Source organism: Aeromonas sp. QDB23 (assembly GCF_027707745.1).
Taxonomy (GTDB): domain Bacteria; phylum Pseudomonadota; class Gammaproteobacteria; order Enterobacterales; family Aeromonadaceae; genus Aeromonas; species Aeromonas allosaccharophila.
In genome coordinates this window covers 43651-60545 of the sequence record NZ_JAPCJA010000013.1, presented here as the reverse complement: position 1 = coordinate 60545, position 16895 = coordinate 43651, and the positions used below count along the sequence as shown (strand labels likewise).

Below are 16895 nucleotides of genomic sequence, written 5' to 3'. Positions count from 1 at the left end.
GTCATGGTCTCTGCGGCTGATTATCTACGCAAGGTGCTGCTCTCTCCTGTCTATGAGGCGGCGCGGGTCACCCCCTTGCAAACCCTGAAGAAACTCTCCGAGCGGCTCGGCAACCATGTCAGCCTCAAGCGGGAGGATTTGCAACCGGTCCACTCCTTCAAGCTGCGCGGTGCTTACCACAAGATCGCCACTCTGACCGAGGAGCAGAAGGCGCGCGGCGTCATCGCCGCCTCCGCCGGCAACCACGCCCAGGGGGTCGCCCTGTCGGCCGCCAAGCTCGGCATCAAGGCGATCATCGTGATGCCCAAGACCACGCCGGACATCAAGATCGACGCGGTGCGCCGTCAGGGCGGCAACGTCATGCTGTTTGGTAACAGCTTCGATGAGGCCTACGGCGAGAGTCGCCGCCTCGCTGAATTGGAAGGCTACACCCTGATCCCGCCGTTTGACGACGTCGAGGTGATTGCCGGGCAGGGTACCATCGGCAAGGAGCTGCTGGAGCAGGATACCCACCTCACCCACGTCTTTGTGCCGGTGGGTGGCGGCGGACTGGCCGCCGGGGTGGCGGTCTATATCAAGCAACTGCTGCCGGATGTGAAGGTGATCGGGGTGGAGGCGGAGGGCTCCGCCTGCCTCAAGGCGGCGCTGGCGGCCGGTGAGCCGGTCAATCTGGAGCGGGTCTCGCTGTTTGCGGACGGGGTGGCGGTCAAGCGCATCGGCGAGGAGACCTTCCGCCTCTGCAACCAGTATCTGGACGAGGTGGTGACCGTCTCCAATGACCAGATCTGCGCCGCACTGAAAGACATCTTCGATGACTGCCGCGCCATCGCCGAGCCGTCGGGCGCCCTGTCGCTGGCGGGCCTCAAGGCCTACAGCGAGCGGGAGCAGGTCAAGGGGGCGCGGATGGCGGCCATTCTGTCCGGCGCCAACGTCAACTTCCACAGCCTGCGCTACGTCTCGGAGCGCTGCGAGATCGGCGAGAAGCGCGAGGGTATGCTGGCGGTGACCATCCCCGAGCGCAAGGGCGCTTTCCTCGACTTCTGCCGTCAGCTTGGCCCGCGTATGGTGACCGAGTTCAACTATCGCTATGCGGATGCCGAGCAGGCGTCGCTGTTCGTCTCGGTGCGCCTCACCGGCGGTGACGAAGAGCTTGACCAGATCATCGATCAGCTCGGTGGCAACGGCTATCCGGTGGTCAACATGACCGAGAGCGAGCTGGCCAAGAACCACGTGCGCTACATGATTGGCGGCCGCCCAGCTCGGCCCCTTGGTGAACGCCTTTACAGCTTCAAGTTTCCGGAGCAGCCGGGCGCCCTGATGCGTTTCCTCGAGACCCTGGGTTGCCGCTGGAACATCAGCCTGTTCCACTACCGCAACCACGGTGCCGACTACGGCCGGGTGCTCTGCGCCTTCGAGCTGCCGGACGAGGATGTGGCCGCCTTCCACGACTACCTGCACGAGATTGGCTACGGCTGGAAAGAGGTGAGCGACGACCCCGCCTACCGGCTTTTTCTGGCCAGTTGACGGGTCAATGACGGAGGAGGGGGGCCAAGGCCTCCCTCCTCTTTTCAAGATGGCTGCCCCATGACAGATGGTTTTTGCAGCGGAGAATGTAGCCAAGCTCACACTCCTGGTGGCTTGGTCATTTGAGGCTGCGTTCGGATGGGATACCCTGATTGACGGAGAGGCCGCCTGACGGCTTCACACAGGGATAGTGCGCACTCAGGCGCCCATAACGACTTATTGCAGAGGCGAACATATGAATAAATCCATGCTTGCGGTATTGGTCAGTGGTTTGCTGGCGGCCGGGGCCGTGCAGGCCGCCGCTCAGGACAATACCTGGTATGTCGGTGGCAAGGCCGGTTGGTCGAACTATTACGGTGTTGATCACAACGAGTATGCCGAGGCGATTTCCCAATCCCTGGGCAATACCAGCGAGAACACGGATGATCTGGGACTGGGCCTGTTCGCCGGTTACCAGCTCAACCCCAATCTGGGCTTCGAGCTGGGCTATGACTGGCTCGGTAAATATGAGGGCAAGGCGGGGACTGGTAGCAATACCCTCAATACCGAAGCCAAAGGCCAGATGATTCAGGCCACCATGAAGATCAGCTTCCCGGCCACCAATGTGCTCGATCTTTATGGTCGACTGGGTGGTGCTTATGCCTGGACTGAAAATGAAATCAGCTTCGCCAATGTCAGCGAGACTGGCAAGAAGCATGGTGCCGCTTTCGTCGGGGCGCTGGGTGCCGAATACACCATCGATCGTGACTGGGCTGCTCGTCTGGAGTACCAGTACACCACGCCGCTGGGCGATACTTCGCTCGATCGCTCCGGCATCGAGCTGGATAACGGTCTGATCTCGTTCGGCATGCTCTATCGCTTCGGCCAGCAAGGGGGCGAGGTTGCCGCACCGGTGCCTGCTCCGGCTGCCGAACCGGCCCCTGCGGTCGTGGTGGCGCCCAAGACCTTCAGCCTGAGTTCCGATGTGCTGTTCGAGTTCAACAAGGCGACCCTGAAACCGGCTGCCAATCAGGCGCTCGATGCCCTGTTCAGCCAGATTGTGGCGGCCAATCCGAAGGATGGCGTCGCGACCGTGGTGGGTTATACCGACCGCATCGGTTCAGACAACTACAACCTGGCCCTCTCAGAGAAACGGGCCCAGAGCGTGGCCAGCTATCTGGTTTCCAAAGGCTTGTATGCCGACAAGGTGCGGGTCGAGGGTCGTGGCAAAGCCAACCCGGTCACTGGCGACAGCTGTGCCAGCCGTTCCAAACAGGAACTGATCGCCTGTCTGGCACCGGATCGCCGGGTGGAGATCAATCTGGAAGGGGTGTCCCAGCCCGCTCAATAAGCCGAGCGACGGGATCGATAAACGAAAAACGGGAGGCCAGGCCTCCCGTTTTCTATGGTGTGCACTGCGATGCCGGGTGTTAGAGCCCGAACAGCGGGCGCAGGCGAATGCCAATCAGGCTGCCAGCCAGGGCCATCAGCATCCAGACCCAGCCGTGCAGGCTGCCGGACGCCGTGCCATCGAAGAAGCCGCCGAGGTTGCAGGCGGCGTACATGGCCCCCATCCCCATCAGCAGGCCGCCAATGATGGATGCCAGACTGTTGCCGATCCGCATCGGGGCGAAGTTACCGCCACCGCTCAGGCAGCGCGCCAGCATGGCCCCCAGAATGCCGAGCCAGAACATGCCGACCATGGGGTTGATAAAGAGCGGCTGGGCCAGTTTCGGGTTCCCCTCGAACAGACCGAACAGGGAGGCCCCGCGCAGCGCCATGTCATAGACGGCGCCGGTGATGGTCCAGGCCGAGCCGTGCAGGGCGACCACGGCAGAGTTGAGCAGGGCGATGATGATGCCGCCGGTCAGCACGGTGAAGCGGCCATCGCGCCAGAACAGGTTGCCGCCGCTGAAGAGGGGCTTGAGCTCGCCAGTGCGCTTGAGTTCGCTGTTGCGAAACAACATGAACAGCACGGCAACCAGCGCCAGGTTGAGCAGCATGCCGCTCCAGATGTTGCCGGTCAGATCCTTGGCCAGCACTACCTGGCTGGAGAAGGTGGCGGTCAGCTCGGGGCGGAACTGGTTGCTGATGAGGGTGCCGATGCCGTAGCAGATCAGCACCAGCCAGAAGCGGGGTTGCCCCTCGCCACAGCAGTAGAGCGTGCCGGTGGCGCAGACGCCTGCCAGCTGCATGCCGATGCCGAACAGGAAGGCGCCGACAATAAAGGGAATGCCGATAGCCATCACGTTGCCCACCATGGCATCGCCAAACAGGGCGTGGCTAAAGGAGAGGAAGCAGGTGAACAGCAGAATTTCGATGGCGATGGTGAGCAGGTGAACCCGCACGTAGTAGCTGTTGCGCTTGGTCAGCATTTCGCGCCAACCGAATACGATACCGAAGCGGCTGAAGGAGAGGGTGAAGCCGAAGCCGAATCCGATCAGGGCCATTAGAGCCCATTTCATACCAAAGGTGTTGCCAAGCCATAGTAACGCTCCCCCCGCGAGTGCCACGATGGGGAGCGACCATTTTCGAGTCATGTCAGTTGATCCTTGCAGTTGGTTTTTTAGAGGGGCGGATCCTATTCCCTCATGGAGTCCAATGCTACCCATTTTGTCAACGCAGAGGAAAATGGCGGCGCTGACGCCTGTCAGCGCCCCGGATCAGTGGCGGGGGCGAGATGGAAGTGGCGAGTCTGCCTGGTCAGGATGCGGGCGTGCTGGGTGACCATGGTCGCCTCTTCGGCGGCGTGACTGGCGCTCTGGTTGACCTCGGCCGCCAGCCGCGACATCTCGCCGACCTGATGGTGGATCCCCTGCACCAGCCGGGTTTCATCGGTCATCAGCTGATCGACCTGAGCGATGCGCTGGTTGATCTCCTCGCAGCTCTGCGCGATCCGGGCGACGCTCTGGCGTGCTGTCATCGCGTGGGCGACCGCCTGTTCGACCCGGGTCAGCTCGGTATCCATTTCGCTGGTGGCGCGCAGGCTGACATCCTGGATCTTGCCGATGATGGTGTTGATCTCGGTGGTGGCACTGCCGGTGCGGGTCGCCAGCAAGCGCACTTCATCGGCCACCACGGCAAAACCGCGCCCCTGTTCGCCCGCTCGGGCGGCTTCGATGGCGGCATTGAGCGCCAGTAGATTGGTCTGTTCCGCAATGCCATGGATAGCGCCCGCCAGCCCGGCAATCTGCTGCGAGAGACCGGCCAGATCCGAAATGGTGCGCGAGACCCGCTTCACCCCCGCTGCTTGCTCCTCGATCACCTGTTCAACGGTGTGAATAGCGTGAGTGGCTTCTTGTGCGCGGGTGGCGGACTGCAGGGTTTGCTCCCCAACCTGATGCAGCTGGCTACCCGCCTGCTCGATGGAGTGGGTGAGCTGTTCGATGGCCTGCTCGATATGGTGGGCCGCCCCGACCTGCGCCTGACTGTCATCGGCGTGCCGTTGCGCCATCGACGTCAGGTTGGTGGCGCGCTCATCCAGCGTACTGGCGCTGCGCTGCAGCGACTCCACCAGGGTGGCAAGCTGGTCACGCATGGCCCCAATCTGGCGGATCAGCTCGCCAATGGCGTCGAGGCCCGGCTCCGGCATGGGGCGGTTCAACTCCCCTTCGGCGATGGCGGCGGTGGCCTTACCGGCGGCCAGCAGTCGTTGTTGGGTGGGGCGTCCCAGCCAGAAGATGAGTCCCGCCCCCATCAGTGCGGCACACAGCAACAGGCCGTAACAGAGTCGAGTGGTGTTGGCGAGATGGGCCATCTGTTCGACGGCATACTGGTTGCCGCTGATGACGGTGGCGTCCACCCCGCGCCGGTGGGCGTTATAGAGGGTGTGCAGACGCGCGGCAATCGCTCCCGCCTGTGTCAAATCGCCCGCCTTGATCGCGGGGACAAACTTGGCGTTGAGCAGTTGCCAGAACAGCTCTCCCTGTACTTTTTGCTCCCCCAGTAGCCGCTCCCTGAGGGGCTCGTTCAGATTGCTCTCTTGCCAGAAGCGGTTGCGGCTCTCGAACTCTTGCTGCAGCCGGGTGAGGGTTTGCAGCAGGGCCTCCCGCTCCTCCGGTTTGGCATGGAGCAGGGTGTAGACCTGCAACTGGGATTCGATGAGGTAGAGGGGCGGCGGCAGAATATCGGCCACTACGTCCTTCCCCTGTCCCATCTGGTCGGCTGCGCTCCGGACCGAGTAAAGTCCGAAAAAGCTGATGGAGATCAGCGTGATAATAACTATGACCCCCAGAATTTGGCTAAAAAGCAGGGATCTGTCGTGAATGTGCTTGAGCATGCTGCCTCCATTCGGCTCCGTTCATGGATAGCATAGCTCTCTGTCGGGATGATGCGACTCGGTTGTGACCAGTTGATGATGAGTCGGCTCTGGGGCATGGGTGGTCGCTGTCAGGAAAGGGCGGGTGGCACAAAAAAGAACCCCGGCTGATGAGCCGGGGTCGAGGGGGGCGGGGAGGTGTCAGGTCCGGCTTGGCGCGGCTCTGCCGCTGCGCAAGCCATCGAGGCTGAACAGTACCAGCGCGCTCCAGATGCAGGCGAAGGTGAGCAGCTTGTCCATCGCCAGCTCTTCCCCATAGAGGGTGACGGCGAGGATGAACATCATGCTGGGGCCAATGTACTGGAAGAAGCCCAGGGTGGAGAGCTTGAGCCGGGTCGCGGCGGCGGTGAAGCAGAGCAGGGGGGCCGTGGTGACGGCGCCAGCGGCGATCAGCAGCAGGTTGAGGTGCCAGCTGTTCTCCGTCATGTGGCTGGTCGGGCTGTCGGCAAAGCCCCACAGATAGATGGCCGCTGGCGGCAGCATGATCATGGTTTCGATCAGCAGACCGGTGAGGGCATCGAGGGCCAGCTTTTTGCGCACCAGACCATAGATGGCGAAGCTCGATGCCAGCACCAGCGCAATCCAGGGCAAGGAGCCAAAGGCGATGAGCTGGATCGCCACCCCGGTAAAGGCCAGCGCCACTGCCCACCACTGCAGGCGGCGCAGCTTCTCGCTCAGAAACACCATCCCCAGCAGCACGTTGAACAGCGGGTTGATGTAGTAGCCGAGGCTGGCATCCAGCATGTGGCCATTGTTGATGGCCCAGATGAACAGCAGCCAGTTGCCGCCGACGGTGACCGAGGTAAACGCCAGGGTGAGCAGCACTTTTGGCTGGCGCAGCACCGCCTGTACCTTGTGCCACTGACGGCCTGCCAGCGTCAGCACCATCAGCAGTACGCAGGACCATATCATCCGGTGGGTCAGGATCTCGGCGGCCGGGACGGCAGAGATGGTCTTGAAATAGATGGGGGCTATGCCCCAAAGGGTATAGGCGCACAGGGCGTAGATGACGCCCTGACGCTGGATCTGTTGCGGCATGCGGATGACCTTTACTGAAGCGTTGGATGCGGGAAAACATCGCAAAAAATCAGTGTAGCGATCCTTTTGCGGGGAAAGAAGCGAATAAACGAAGTTTGAGGGGAAGGAAGCGAGTGGCTGGCCGGTCAGCCTTTACCGCGGCGGATCTTGTCGACATCCATCAACAGCCACAACATCAGGGCGATGGCGGAGATCCAGGGGCCCCAGGTCACGTAGGCCTCGCCGTGCCCCAGCACGAAGAACAGCAGGGGCAAACCGATCACCAGAAAAAGTACGCTTCCCATAAAAAATAGCATTTTTGTCTTTATATTTAACATGTTGGCTTTTTTGTCATTATAAGGATTGGGGCCGGTGATGGAAGGCCAAAAATGCAAAAGGGGGATTTCTCCCCCTTTTTGATCCGGTAGTGCTGCTTTATGGCGTTACGCCAGCTGGATCCAGGTGCTTTTCAGCTCGGTGTACTTCTCCAGCGCATGCAGTGACTTGTCGCGGCCGTTGCCGGACTGCTTGAATCCGCCAAACGGCATGGTCATGTCGCCACCATCCCAGTTGTTGACGAACACGGTGCCGGCACGCAGGGCGCGGGAACCCTTCACCGCCTTGTTGAGATCCGCCGTCCAGATTGCCGCCGCCAGTCCATAGTCGGTGTCGTTGCCAAGGGCAATGGCCTCTTCCAGCGTATCGAAACCGGTCACCGCCAGCACAGGGCCGAAGATCTCCTCGCGGAAGATGCGCATCTCGGGGGTCACGTCGTCAAAGATGGTGGGTTCGATATAGAAGCCGCCGCTCTCCATATTGGTGCGGTTGCCGCCAAGCAGCAGCTTGGCCCCCTCCTGCTTGCCAATCTCGACATAGCGCAGCACCTGCTCCATCTGGATGTGATCCACCATGGCGCCGATGCGGGTGGCTGGGTCGAGCGGGTTGGCCGAGATCCACTCGCGGGCATGGGCCAGCAGCCGCTCCATAAATTGCGGTTTGATGCTGTTTTGCACCAGCAGGCGAGAGGCGGCGGTACACACCTCGCCCTGGTTGTAGAAGATGGCGCCAGCGGCGCTCTTGGCGGCGGCGTCCAGATCCGGCGCATCCGCCAGTATGATGTTGGGGCTCTTGCCGCCGCACTCCATAAAGGCGCGCTTGAGGTTGGACTTGCCGGAGCACTGCACCAGATGCTTGCCGATCTTGGTGGAGCCGGTGAAGGTGATGCAGTCCACATCCATATGCATGGCCAGCGCCTCGCCCACGGTGTGGCCAAAGCCCGGCAGCACGTTGAACACGCCGTCCGGAATGCCCGCCTCTTTGGCCAGACCCGCGATGCGCAGGGCCGTCAGGGGGGATTTTTCGGAAGGCTTGAGTATTACCGAGTTGCCGGTAGCGAGCGCCGGGCCCAGCTTCCAGCAGGCCATCACCAGCGGGAAGTTCCACGGCACGATGGCGGCAACCACCCCGAGCGCTTCGCGGGTCACCAGCGCCAGTGCTGACTCCTCCACCGGGGCGACCTGATCGTAAATCTTGTCGATCGCTTCGGCGTTCCACGCGATGCAGTTGGCGGCGGCGGGGGCGTCATAGCCCATGGCATCGCCGATGGGTTTGCCCATGTCCAGCGACTCCAGCAGCGCCAGCTCCACCTTGTTGAGGCGCATCAGCTCGGCGAAACGCTGCATGATCTGCTTGCGCTGTTTCGGCGGCAGGCCGCACCAGCGTTTGTCCTCGAAAGCGGCACGGGCGGCCTGCACCGCCAGTTCGGCATCGGCGGCATCGCAGGCCGCCACCTTGGTCAGCAGCTTGCCGTTGGCCGGGTTGATGCAATCGAAGGTGGCGCCATTGACGGCATCACGATAGCTGCCGTTGATAAAGGCTTGCGAGGGCAGGGTCAGATGGGAGGCCTTGTGTTGCCACTGGGCCAGGGTCAGGTCACTCATGTTCACTCCTTGAACCGGCAAAAGTCAGTTTCCGCGTATCAATATGCTAAACATCCTGCCGCTTGTAAATCCATCTTGTAACAATTCATTAAACATTGCCCCCCTGCCGACGCGCGTCTGAATGTCAGAAACTGGCGGGGGTGTTGGCCGAAATCAGCACGCACTCCTGCTCGCCGCTATTGCGAAAACGGTGGGGGGTGCGGCTGTCAAAGTAGTAGCCATCCCCGGCGCCCAGCAGGTAGATCTGCTCGCCCACGGTCACTTCAACTTCGCCCTTGATGACGATGCCGCACTCTTCACCTTCGTGGCTCAGCATGTCGTCGCCGGTGTCGGCGCCCGGTGGCAGCACCTCCTGCAACATGCCGATGGCGCGGTTGGCACGGCTATGCCCGACCAGCCGGTAGCTGATCGGGTGAGTGCCGAGATCCGGCATATCCGCGGCGCGGAAGATCACTTCGGTGCCCATTTCGGTCTCTTCGGTGAAGAAGCTGGCCAGCGACATGGGGATGCCTTCCAGCACCTTGCGGAGGGAGGCGACAGAGGGGCTCACCTGATTTTTCTCGATCTGGGAGATAAATCCGTTGGTCACACCGGAGCGCTTGGCCAGCTCGCGCTGGGAGAGGGCTGCCTTGGTGCGAACCGCCTTGAGGCGGTGACCGATATCCATCTATAGACACTCCTTGACTGTTTACTATTATTAAAATTGTGTTAAATATCTTATACCACCCTGTTGATGCATCTAGCTAGGGGTGGCACCAGACAGGGCAATATCGAGCCCTTTTTTATGGATTCAGGTGTTTAATTTAATAGGCATTAGCCGACAGTTGCTAAACACCTTAAGGATGAGGTGACCATGAAACCGATCAGCGACATCAATACGCCCTCCGACATGTCCGCGTTCTGGATGCCGTTCACCGCCAACCAGCAGTTCAAGGCGGCGCCGCGCATCCTGAAGTCGGCAGAGGGGATGTATTATCACTCAGAGGATGGCCGCAAGATACTGGATGGCACAGCCGGACTCTGGTGTTGCAACGCGGGCCATGGTCGGCGCGAGATTGCCGAGGCGGTTTCCCAGCAGATTTCCCACCTCGATTTCGCCCCTACATTCCAGATGGGCCACCCCCTGCCGTTCGAGCTGGCCAACCGGCTGGTGGAGATCGCCCCCAAGGGGTTTGGCCACGTCTTCTATACCAACTCCGGTTCCGAGTCGGTCGATACCGCGCTGAAAATCGCGTTGGCCTGGCAGCGGGCTCGCGGTCAGGGCACCCGTACCCGGCTGATTGGCCGCGAGCGTGGCTATCACGGGGTCGGCTTTGGCGGTATCTCGGTGGGGGGGATTCCCGGCAACCGCAAGTGGTTTGGTTCCCTGCTGACCGGGGTGGATCATCTGCCCCATACCCTCAATATCGCCAAAAATGCCTTCACCAAAGGACTGCCCGAGGAGGATGTGGCGCTGGCCGACGAGCTGGAGAAGATCGTCTTCCTGCACGATGCCAGCAATATCGCTGCGGTGATCGTCGAGCCCATCGCTGGCAGTACCGGCGTACTGATGCCGCCGAAAGGCTACCTCAAGCGGCTGCGGGAGATCTGCACCAAGCACGGCATCCTGCTGATTTTTGACGAGGTGATCACCGGTTTCGGTCGCCTCGGCTCCCCCTTTGCCGCACAGGAGTTCGATGTCATCCCCGACATGATCACCTGCGCCAAGGGGCTCACCAACGGCGCCATCCCCATGGGGGCGGTGCTGGTGCAGAAGCACATCTATGACGACATGATGGCGGCAGGCAAGGGGGCCATCGAGCTGTTCCACGGCTACACCTACTCCGGCCATCCGGTGGCGGCGGCCGCAGGTCTCGCGACCCTCGAGATCTATCGCAACGAGAACCTGCTCAGCCGCGCCGCCGATCTGGCGGGCTACTGGGAGGAGGCGGCGCATTCGCTGAAGGGCTGCAAGCATGTGAAGGATGTGCGCAACTACGGGCTGGTGGCGGGCATCGAGCTGGAATCCATGCCGGATGCGCCGGGCAAGCGCGCCTACGAGGTGTTTGTTCGCTGCTTCGAGAAGGGGGCACTGATCCGGGTGACCGGCGACATCATCGCCCTGTCGCCACCCCTCATCATCGAGCGCAGTCAGATCGACGATCTCTTCACCCTGCTGCAGGATGTGTTGCAGGCACAACCCTAACCCATTTGATGGCCCCGCACTGGCGGGGCCTTGCGTTGTCTTGCTCAGCGCAATTACCACATCAGTTATCACGGAGGATACATGACACACAGGGTCAGCAACTTCATCAACGGCCAGCTGCAGGAGAGTCGCAGCGAGCGCCAGGGGGCCATCTTCAATCCCGCCTGCGGCAAGCCGCAGGGAAGCGTCGGGCTCTCGAGCGCCGCCGAGTGTCAGGAGGCGATCGCCATCGCCGAGCGCGCCTTTGCCGACTGGTCGCAAACCCCGCCGCTGGTGCGGGCCCGGGTCTTTTTCCGCTTCAAGGAGTTGATGGAGCAGCACAGGGATGAGCTGGCCCAGCTCATCAGCCGCGAGCACGGCAAGGTTTTCTCCGATGCGCAGGGTGAGTTGACCCGCGGGCTGGAGGTGGTGGAGTTTGCCTGCGGCATTCCCCATCTGCTCAAGGGGGAGCACTCCCTCAACGTCGGCCGCGGGGTAGACAGCTACTCCATGATGCAGCCGGTGGGGGTCTGCGCCGGTATCACCCCGTTCAACTTCCCGGCCATGGTGCCGCTCTGGATGTTCCCGGTCGCTATCGCTTGTGGCAACACCTTCATTCTCAAACCCTCCGAGAAGGATCCCTCTCTCTCGCTGCGGATGGCCGAGTTGCTCAAGGAGGCCGGTCTGCCGGACGGCGTGCTCAACGTGGTGAACGGTGATAAAGAGGTGGTGGACGTGTTGCTGACCGATCCGCGAGTGGGTGCCGTGTCGTTTGTCGGTTCGACCCCCATCGCCCAGTACATCTATGCCACCGCCTCGGCCCACGGCAAGCGGGTGCAGGCGCTGGGCGGCGCCAAGAACCACATGGTGGTGATGCCGGATGCGGATCTCGATCAGGCGGTCTCCGCCCTGATGGGGGCCGCTTATGGGGCAGCGGGTGAGCGCTGCATGGCCATTTCGGTGGCGGTGGTGGTAGGTGACGAGACCGCCGATGCGCTGGTGGCCAAGCTGACGCCGCTGGTGGAGCAGCTGCGAGTCGGCCCGGGGCTGGGCCAGAGCCCGGAGAACGAGATGGGGCCGCTCATCAGCCGGGAGCATCTGGCCAAGGTGCGCGGTTACGTGGATCAGGGGGTGGCCGAAGGGGCCGCGTTGCGGGTCGATGGTCGCACGCTGAGTCACGAGGAGGGTTACTTTATCGGTGGTTGCCTGTTTGACGAGGTGACCCCCGAGATGCGCATCTACCGCGAGGAGATCTTCGGCCCTGTGCTCTCCATCGTGCGGGCGCCCGACTACGAGACGGCGCTGCGGCTCATCAACGAACACGAGTACGGCAACGGCACCGCCATCTTTACCTGTGACGGCGACACCGCACGGGACTTCACGGCGCGGGTGCAGGTCGGTATGGTAGGGGTGAACGTTCCCATTCCGGTGCCGATGGCGTTTCACAGCTTTGGCGGCTGGAAGCGCTCCATCTTCGGGCCGCTCAATATGCACGGGCCGGACGGGGTTCGCTTCTATACCCGGATGAAGACGGTGACGGCGCGCTGGCCCCAGAGCCTGCGCAGTGGTGCCGAGTTCTCCATGCCGACCATGAAGTGACGCGCAGGCGCCTGCTCATGGCCTAACCTCTTGCCCCCGCCGGTCGTTGATTGGCGGGGGCGAACTCTGTAAAGGAACAACAGATGCGATTGGGAATTCTCGATTGTGACCGGCTCGATCCCGATCTGGCGGATCGTTTTGGCCCCGTTTACTCCGAGATGTTTATCAGGGGCTTTGCGGCCCTGGCCCCCGAACTGGAATTTCGGGTCTGGTCGGCTCTCGATGGAGAACTGCCGGAGGATCTGCACGAGTGCGATGCCTGGCTTATCACCGGCTCGCGCCACGATGCTTACAGCGATATCCCCTGGATTCAGGCGTTGCGGGCGTGGATCCGCCAGGCGCACGATGCTGACGTCAAGCTGGCTGGCATCTGCTTTGGTCATCAGGTGATCGCCCAGGCGCTGGGTGGCGAGGTGGTGAAGTCCACCAAGGGGTGGGGGCTGGGGGTGGCGGTTCACCCTATGCTGGCGGATGCGCCCTGGATGGCGCCGGCGCGGGATCAAATCCGCATTCTGGCCAGCCATCAGGATCAGGTGGCCCTGCTGCCACCGGGGGCGACCCGGCTGGCGGGCAATGATTTTTGCCCCAACTTCATGTTTTTGCAGGGGGATCACATTGTCGCCATTCAGGGGCATCCGGAGTTCTCGGTGGAGTACAACCGGGCGCTGATCGAGCGGCGCCGTGGCCTGTTGCCCGACGAGCGCTACCAGAGCAGCCTCTCCTCGCTGGAGGGAGAGGTGGATTCGGCGACCATGATGCAGTGGCTGCTGCAGTTTCTGGGGATCCTGCCGCTGCGGGCTGGCGCGGCCTGAGCCCGGTTTGTCAGCCACCCCTTCGGATGCTAGATTTTGTAGCAAAATGAAGGATCAAGCGCTGAGATGTCGGGATCGGATGGTACACTGGCCGCCCATGTGGCGGCCTGTTTGTCTGGCTTGATTGCCGTCCCGGCCTGAGCCAAACCTGTCTGAGCCAAACCAGTGTGAGAGTGTGACGCCTTGAAACTACAGCAATTGAAGTATTTGATCGCGATCCGGGACCACAACCTCAATGTGTCCGTGGCTTCCGATGCGCTTTTCACCAGTCAGCCGGGGGTCAGCAAACAGATTGGCCTGCTGGAGAGCGAGCTGGGGGTGCGGATCTTCGAGCGCCGTGGCAAGCACCTGCACCGCATCACGCCGGTGGGGGAAGAGATCATCAAGTGTGCCGAGGCAATGCTCAACATCGAGAGCAAGATCAAGGCGATCTCCCGCGAGTATCTGGACCCGACCGTGGGCACCCTCAATATTCACACCACCCACACCATCGCCCGCTACCTGCTGCCCAAGTCGGTCACCTACTTCACCAAGAAGTATCCCAAGATCTCGTTCCACCTCCATCCGGTGATGTCGGCGAGCAAGGAGCAGATCAGCAAGGGTTACTCCGATTTCTCCATCGTTGCCCACGAGATTGGCTTCGACAAGGAGCTGATCGCGCTGCCCGCCTACCTCTGGACTCTCTCGCTGGTGGTGCCACAGGATCACCCGCTGGCCAAGGTGAAGAAGCCGACCCTGGAGCAGCTCTGCCACTACCCGATCCTCAGCTACGAGAGCGGTGCCACCGGTCGTCAGGTGCAGGACGAGGTGTTTCAGGCGGCGGGCCTTACTCCGAGTTACTACATGACGGTGATGGATGCCGGGGTGATCAAGCGCTACGTGGAGCTGGGCTTTGGCATCGGCATCATCTCTTCGCTGGTCGCCAACGACACCGATGCCCCCGGGCTGGTCTCCATCAATCTGGAGCACCTGTTCAAGCCCTGTCCGGCGCAGATCTGTTTCAGCAAGAGCATCCTGCTGCAGAACTACATGTATGACTTCATCAGCTCCTTCTCGCCCCACCTCACCAAGGAGGTGATCCAGAGCGTGATGCAGCAGCCGAGTCAGGCGCGTATCGACGAACTGCTGGCCGGGGTGGAACTGCCCATCTATTGATCCCGATCGGATTCCCGATCGCTGCCGGTTGTCTCTTCTGTCAGGCTGGGCTCTACTCGGGGTTCAGCCTGTCTCTTTTGGGCTATCTCCATCGTTCGAGGTCTCTATGTCCCGCATTCTGCTGCTTGCCAATCTCAACTGTGATCATGTGCTCTCCCTCTCTGAACCGCTGGTGGCGGGGGCCCGGCTGCAATATGTGGATCAGGGGCGCAGGCTGGGCGGTGGCGCGGCCAACACCGGCATCGGGCTGGTATGGGCGGGCCACGAGGTGACCATCGCCTCCCGCATCGGGCTGGATGAGACCGGCGACTGGCTGCTGGAGCAGGCGGCAGGTTACGGGCTGGATTGCAGCCATGTGGAGCGCTTCGGCGGCGAGACCGGCGAGCTGCTGATCCTGGTGGACTCCACCGGCGAGCGCACCATACTGCGCCGCCCGCGGCGTCCCGATCTGCCCGGCGATCTGCCGCTGGAGGGGGTGGATTGCCTCTATGTGAACTATCCCGGCACTGCCATCATCAGCTACATGCGCCAGATGATCGGCAAGAGCTTCGTGGTAGCCCAGTATCCCAAAGGAGGGCAGGCGCGCCGCCCCTGCCATGTGCTGGTGGCCTCCCGCTCCGATCTCGGCGAGGTGAGCGACCCTTGGCAGCATGCCCGCCAGCTGGCGGGGGAGCAGCTCGAATGGCTGGTGCTGACCGAGGGCAAGGCGGGGGCGGTCGCTATCCATGGCGACGAGCAGATCCGGGTCGCCGCCCGGCCTGTCTCGGTGGTCGATACCACGGGGGCGGGGGATGCCTTCGCCGGTGGCCTGATCCACGGTCTGGCACGAGGCATGGCGATCAAGGATGCGTTGCAATGCGCGGTGGACTGGGGCGCGTTTGCCGTCGCCTCCGAGAGCTCCATCCCCTCGGTTGCGCTGAAAAACTGGCTGAAACAGCCTCACTGAACCACCTCTCTGCTGGCCGATTAAGGGACGGAGCGCGGGCCATATGACTGCTGGTCGAAGGGGCTTGGTGAGGGGGACTATTTGGGAGATTTACCCGCCATAAAGCGGGTAAACGCCGGGCTAACCCGGCAAGTTTGCGATCAATCAAAGAAAGTGTCGATTTATGTGCATCTTCATCGACACCCGGTTGTGCTGCTCTTAACCTGTCACTCCGCAACTCAGATTAAGAGACAGGCCCCCCCTCTGGCGCACCAATGGGCAAACAGAGGCAAACCGGTTGTCTCCTGCCTCTTAGCTCAATGTTGTCGTCCTGATTCCTGGCTTGTAGTAAGAGGCAAGTGCGACCATGCAACTGACACGATTTACCGACTACGCCCTGCGTACCCTGACCTTCCTGGCGGTTCAGCCGGGGGATCGTCTGTCGACCATTACCGAAGTGGCCGATACCTTCGGCATCTCTCGCAACCACGTGGTCAAAATTGTGCACCAGCTTGGTATCAAGGGGTACATCGAGACGGTACGTGGCAAGCACGGTGGCATCCGCCTCGGTCGCTCGGCGGTCTCCATCAATTTGCGGGATGTGGTGATGGACATGGAGCATGTGCTCTGTCCGGTCGATTGCAAGCGGGAGAACTGCCGTCTCTCCGGTGGCTGCCGCATTCAGGGCATCCTGCGCCGCGCCATGAACGCCTTCCTCGAAGTGCTGGGCGAGTACACCCTGGCCGATGCGGTGCGCGATCCCAACCGTCTCTGCCACCTGCTGGGTATCGAGCAAGAGACGATTGTGACCATGGCCTGACGGGGCGCGGGATAACGAACAAGATGTGAAAGGGGCCTGATGGCCCCTTTTGCTTTTGTACACAGGTGGTTTTTTTAGCGACTGCCCGGCTGGCGGATCAGGGTGATGGCGCCGTGCAGGCAGGCGAGGCCGCAGGCACCGCAGCCATTGCAGGCATCCATATTGACGTTGATGCCGTCGGCGGTGGCCTTGATCGCCTGTTGTGGGCAGGCATCTTCACAGAGCAGGCAGTAGAAGCCCTGTCGTGCCTGACAACTCTCCTCAATCTGCACCCGGGTCTGCACCTGTCGACCCAGTTGCAGGTCGAGGGCGCCGGTGGGACAGGCTCTTGCGCAGCTGCCGCAGTAGCTGCACTGGCCGCAGGCGAGATCGAGCACCGGCGTACCGGCGATGGGGCTCCCCTCGTACTCCTCCTGCGTGGCCGGTTTGAGCAGACCGCGCGGGCAGGCTTTGAAGCACTCGCCACAGCGGGTGCAGAGGGAGAGGTACTGGGACTCCTCGATGGCCCACGGCGGGCGCGCTTCATGGCAAACCACGGCGGGCTTGCGGGAAGCTTGCCAACCTTGTGTCAGCCAACGGAGGAAATAGTGAGTCATGCTCGCCCCTGATACCTATTAGGGGTTAATTTTATCGAAGTTTCGG

At 61.8% G+C, this 16895-nt stretch carries 15 protein-coding genes; 8 read left to right on the top strand and 7 right to left on the bottom strand.

Going from position 1 to position 16895, the window contains the following annotated elements:
* Nucleotides 1-3: 3 nt before the first annotated feature.
* Together ilvA and ompA are read left to right on the top strand one after the other, a co-directional pair.
* The gene (gene ilvA / locus PG888_RS08225; RefSeq protein WP_270693221.1) at nucleotides 4-1524 is read left to right on the top strand and encodes a threonine ammonia-lyase, biosynthetic; all 1521 of its coding nucleotides are present in this window, start codon (nucleotides 4-6) and stop codon (nucleotides 1522-1524) included.
* 235 nt (nucleotides 1525-1759) lie between these two features.
* Nucleotides 1760-2854: a porin OmpA gene (ompA, locus tag PG888_RS08220; RefSeq protein ID WP_270693219.1), complete on the top strand. Its 1095-nt coding sequence runs from the start codon at nucleotides 1760-1762 to the stop codon at nucleotides 2852-2854.
* 79 nt (nucleotides 2855-2933) lie between these two features.
* Here the strand turns inward: ompA and PG888_RS08215 are convergent, their stop codons facing one another.
* From PG888_RS08215 to PG888_RS08190, 6 genes are all read right to left on the bottom strand, one after another.
* A complete protein-coding gene (locus PG888_RS08215; protein WP_042062508.1) occupies nucleotides 2934-3968 on the bottom strand; it encodes a YeeE/YedE thiosulfate transporter family protein in 1035 nt (344 codons plus the stop codon).
* A gap of 185 nt (nucleotides 3969-4153) precedes the next feature.
* Nucleotides 4154-5782, bottom strand: coding sequence for a methyl-accepting chemotaxis protein (locus PG888_RS08210; RefSeq protein ID WP_270693217.1), 1629 nt, complete (start codon nucleotides 5780-5782; stop codon nucleotides 4154-4156).
* Between the two features lie 180 nt (nucleotides 5783-5962).
* The gene (gene rarD, locus PG888_RS08205; protein ID WP_182938664.1) at nucleotides 5963-6859 is read right to left on the bottom strand and encodes an EamA family transporter RarD; all 897 of its coding nucleotides are present in this window, start codon (nucleotides 6857-6859) and stop codon (nucleotides 5963-5965) included.
* A gap of 125 nt (nucleotides 6860-6984) precedes the next feature.
* Entirely contained in the window at nucleotides 6985-7143 is a 159-nt protein-coding gene (locus PG888_RS08200) for a hypothetical protein (protein WP_182939823.1), read from the bottom strand.
* A gap of 138 nt (nucleotides 7144-7281) precedes the next feature.
* Nucleotides 7282-8778 carry an aldehyde dehydrogenase gene (locus tag PG888_RS08195; protein ID WP_182938665.1) on the bottom strand — a complete coding sequence of 499 codons (1497 nt, stop codon included), beginning with the start codon at nucleotides 8776-8778 and terminating at the stop codon, nucleotides 7282-7284.
* A 124-nt stretch (nucleotides 8779-8902) separates the two neighbouring features.
* Complete coding sequence (locus PG888_RS08190; protein ID WP_005339643.1) at nucleotides 8903-9445, bottom strand: cupin domain-containing protein; 543 nt, start codon at nucleotides 9443-9445, stop codon at nucleotides 8903-8905.
* A gap of 186 nt (nucleotides 9446-9631) precedes the next feature.
* On the opposite strand from PG888_RS08190, the gene PG888_RS08185 reads away from it, so the two are divergent.
* From PG888_RS08185 to PG888_RS08160, 6 genes are all read left to right on the top strand, one after another.
* Nucleotides 9632-10963 (top strand): aspartate aminotransferase family protein, encoded by a 1332-nt coding sequence (locus tag PG888_RS08185; RefSeq protein WP_042062437.1) that lies wholly within the window; start codon nucleotides 9632-9634, stop codon nucleotides 10961-10963.
* Between the two features lie 81 nt (nucleotides 10964-11044).
* The gene (locus PG888_RS08180) at nucleotides 11045-12541 is read left to right on the top strand and encodes a CoA-acylating methylmalonate-semialdehyde dehydrogenase (RefSeq protein ID WP_182938666.1); all 1497 of its coding nucleotides are present in this window, start codon (nucleotides 11045-11047) and stop codon (nucleotides 12539-12541) included.
* Nucleotides 12542-12624: 83 nt separating this feature from the next.
* Nucleotides 12625-13353, top strand: coding sequence for a glutamine amidotransferase-related protein (locus tag PG888_RS08175; protein WP_182938667.1), 729 nt, complete (start codon nucleotides 12625-12627; stop codon nucleotides 13351-13353).
* 183 nt (nucleotides 13354-13536) lie between these two features.
* Nucleotides 13537-14508: a LysR substrate-binding domain-containing protein gene (locus tag PG888_RS08170; RefSeq protein ID WP_042062431.1), complete on the top strand. Its 972-nt coding sequence runs from the start codon at nucleotides 13537-13539 to the stop codon at nucleotides 14506-14508.
* A gap of 106 nt (nucleotides 14509-14614) precedes the next feature.
* The gene (locus tag PG888_RS08165; protein WP_182938668.1) at nucleotides 14615-15454 is read left to right on the top strand and encodes a PfkB family carbohydrate kinase; all 840 of its coding nucleotides are present in this window, start codon (nucleotides 14615-14617) and stop codon (nucleotides 15452-15454) included.
* Nucleotides 15455-15800: 346 nt separating this feature from the next.
* Entirely contained in the window at nucleotides 15801-16253 is a 453-nt protein-coding gene (locus PG888_RS08160) for an Rrf2 family transcriptional regulator (RefSeq protein WP_005339654.1), read from the top strand.
* Nucleotides 16254-16327: 74 nt separating this feature from the next.
* Here the strand turns inward: PG888_RS08160 and PG888_RS08155 are convergent, their stop codons facing one another.
* Complete coding sequence (locus PG888_RS08155; protein ID WP_005339657.1) at nucleotides 16328-16849, bottom strand: ferredoxin-type protein NapF; 522 nt, start codon at nucleotides 16847-16849, stop codon at nucleotides 16328-16330.
* Between the last annotated feature and the right edge of the window lie 46 nt (nucleotides 16850-16895).

What these genes read in the sequence shown, in the direction of transcription:
- ilvA (WP_270693221.1), top strand. Translation starts at nt 4, where the DNA reads ATGGTCTCTGCGGCTGATTATCTACGCAAGGTGCTGCTCTCTCCTGTC.
- ompA (WP_270693219.1), top strand. Translation starts at nt 1,760, where the DNA reads ATGAATAAATCCATGCTTGCGGTATTGGTCAGTGGTTTGCTGGCGGCC.
- PG888_RS08215 (WP_042062508.1), bottom strand. Translation starts at nt 3,968, where the DNA reads ATGAAATGGGCTCTAATGGCCCTGATCGGATTCGGCTTCGGCTTCACC.
- PG888_RS08210 (WP_270693217.1), bottom strand. Translation starts at nt 5,782, where the DNA reads ATGCTCAAGCACATTCACGACAGATCCCTGCTTTTTAGCCAAATTCTG.
- rarD (WP_182938664.1), bottom strand. Translation starts at nt 6,859, where the DNA reads ATGCCGCAACAGATCCAGCGTCAGGGCGTCATCTACGCCCTGTGCGCC.
- PG888_RS08200 (WP_182939823.1), bottom strand. Translation starts at nt 7,143, where the DNA reads ATGGGAAGCGTACTTTTTCTGGTGATCGGTTTGCCCCTGCTGTTCTTC.
- PG888_RS08195 (WP_182938665.1), bottom strand. Translation starts at nt 8,778, where the DNA reads ATGAGTGACCTGACCCTGGCCCAGTGGCAACACAAGGCCTCCCATCTG.
- PG888_RS08190 (WP_005339643.1), bottom strand. Translation starts at nt 9,445, where the DNA reads ATGGATATCGGTCACCGCCTCAAGGCGGTTCGCACCAAGGCAGCCCTC.
- PG888_RS08185 (WP_042062437.1), top strand. Translation starts at nt 9,632, where the DNA reads ATGAAACCGATCAGCGACATCAATACGCCCTCCGACATGTCCGCGTTC.
- PG888_RS08180 (WP_182938666.1), top strand. Translation starts at nt 11,045, where the DNA reads ATGACACACAGGGTCAGCAACTTCATCAACGGCCAGCTGCAGGAGAGT.
- PG888_RS08175 (WP_182938667.1), top strand. Translation starts at nt 12,625, where the DNA reads ATGCGATTGGGAATTCTCGATTGTGACCGGCTCGATCCCGATCTGGCG.
- PG888_RS08165 (WP_182938668.1), top strand. Translation starts at nt 14,615, where the DNA reads ATGTCCCGCATTCTGCTGCTTGCCAATCTCAACTGTGATCATGTGCTC.
- PG888_RS08160 (WP_005339654.1), top strand. Translation starts at nt 15,801, where the DNA reads ATGCAACTGACACGATTTACCGACTACGCCCTGCGTACCCTGACCTTC.
- PG888_RS08155 (WP_005339657.1), bottom strand. Translation starts at nt 16,849, where the DNA reads ATGACTCACTATTTCCTCCGTTGGCTGACACAAGGTTGGCAAGCTTCC.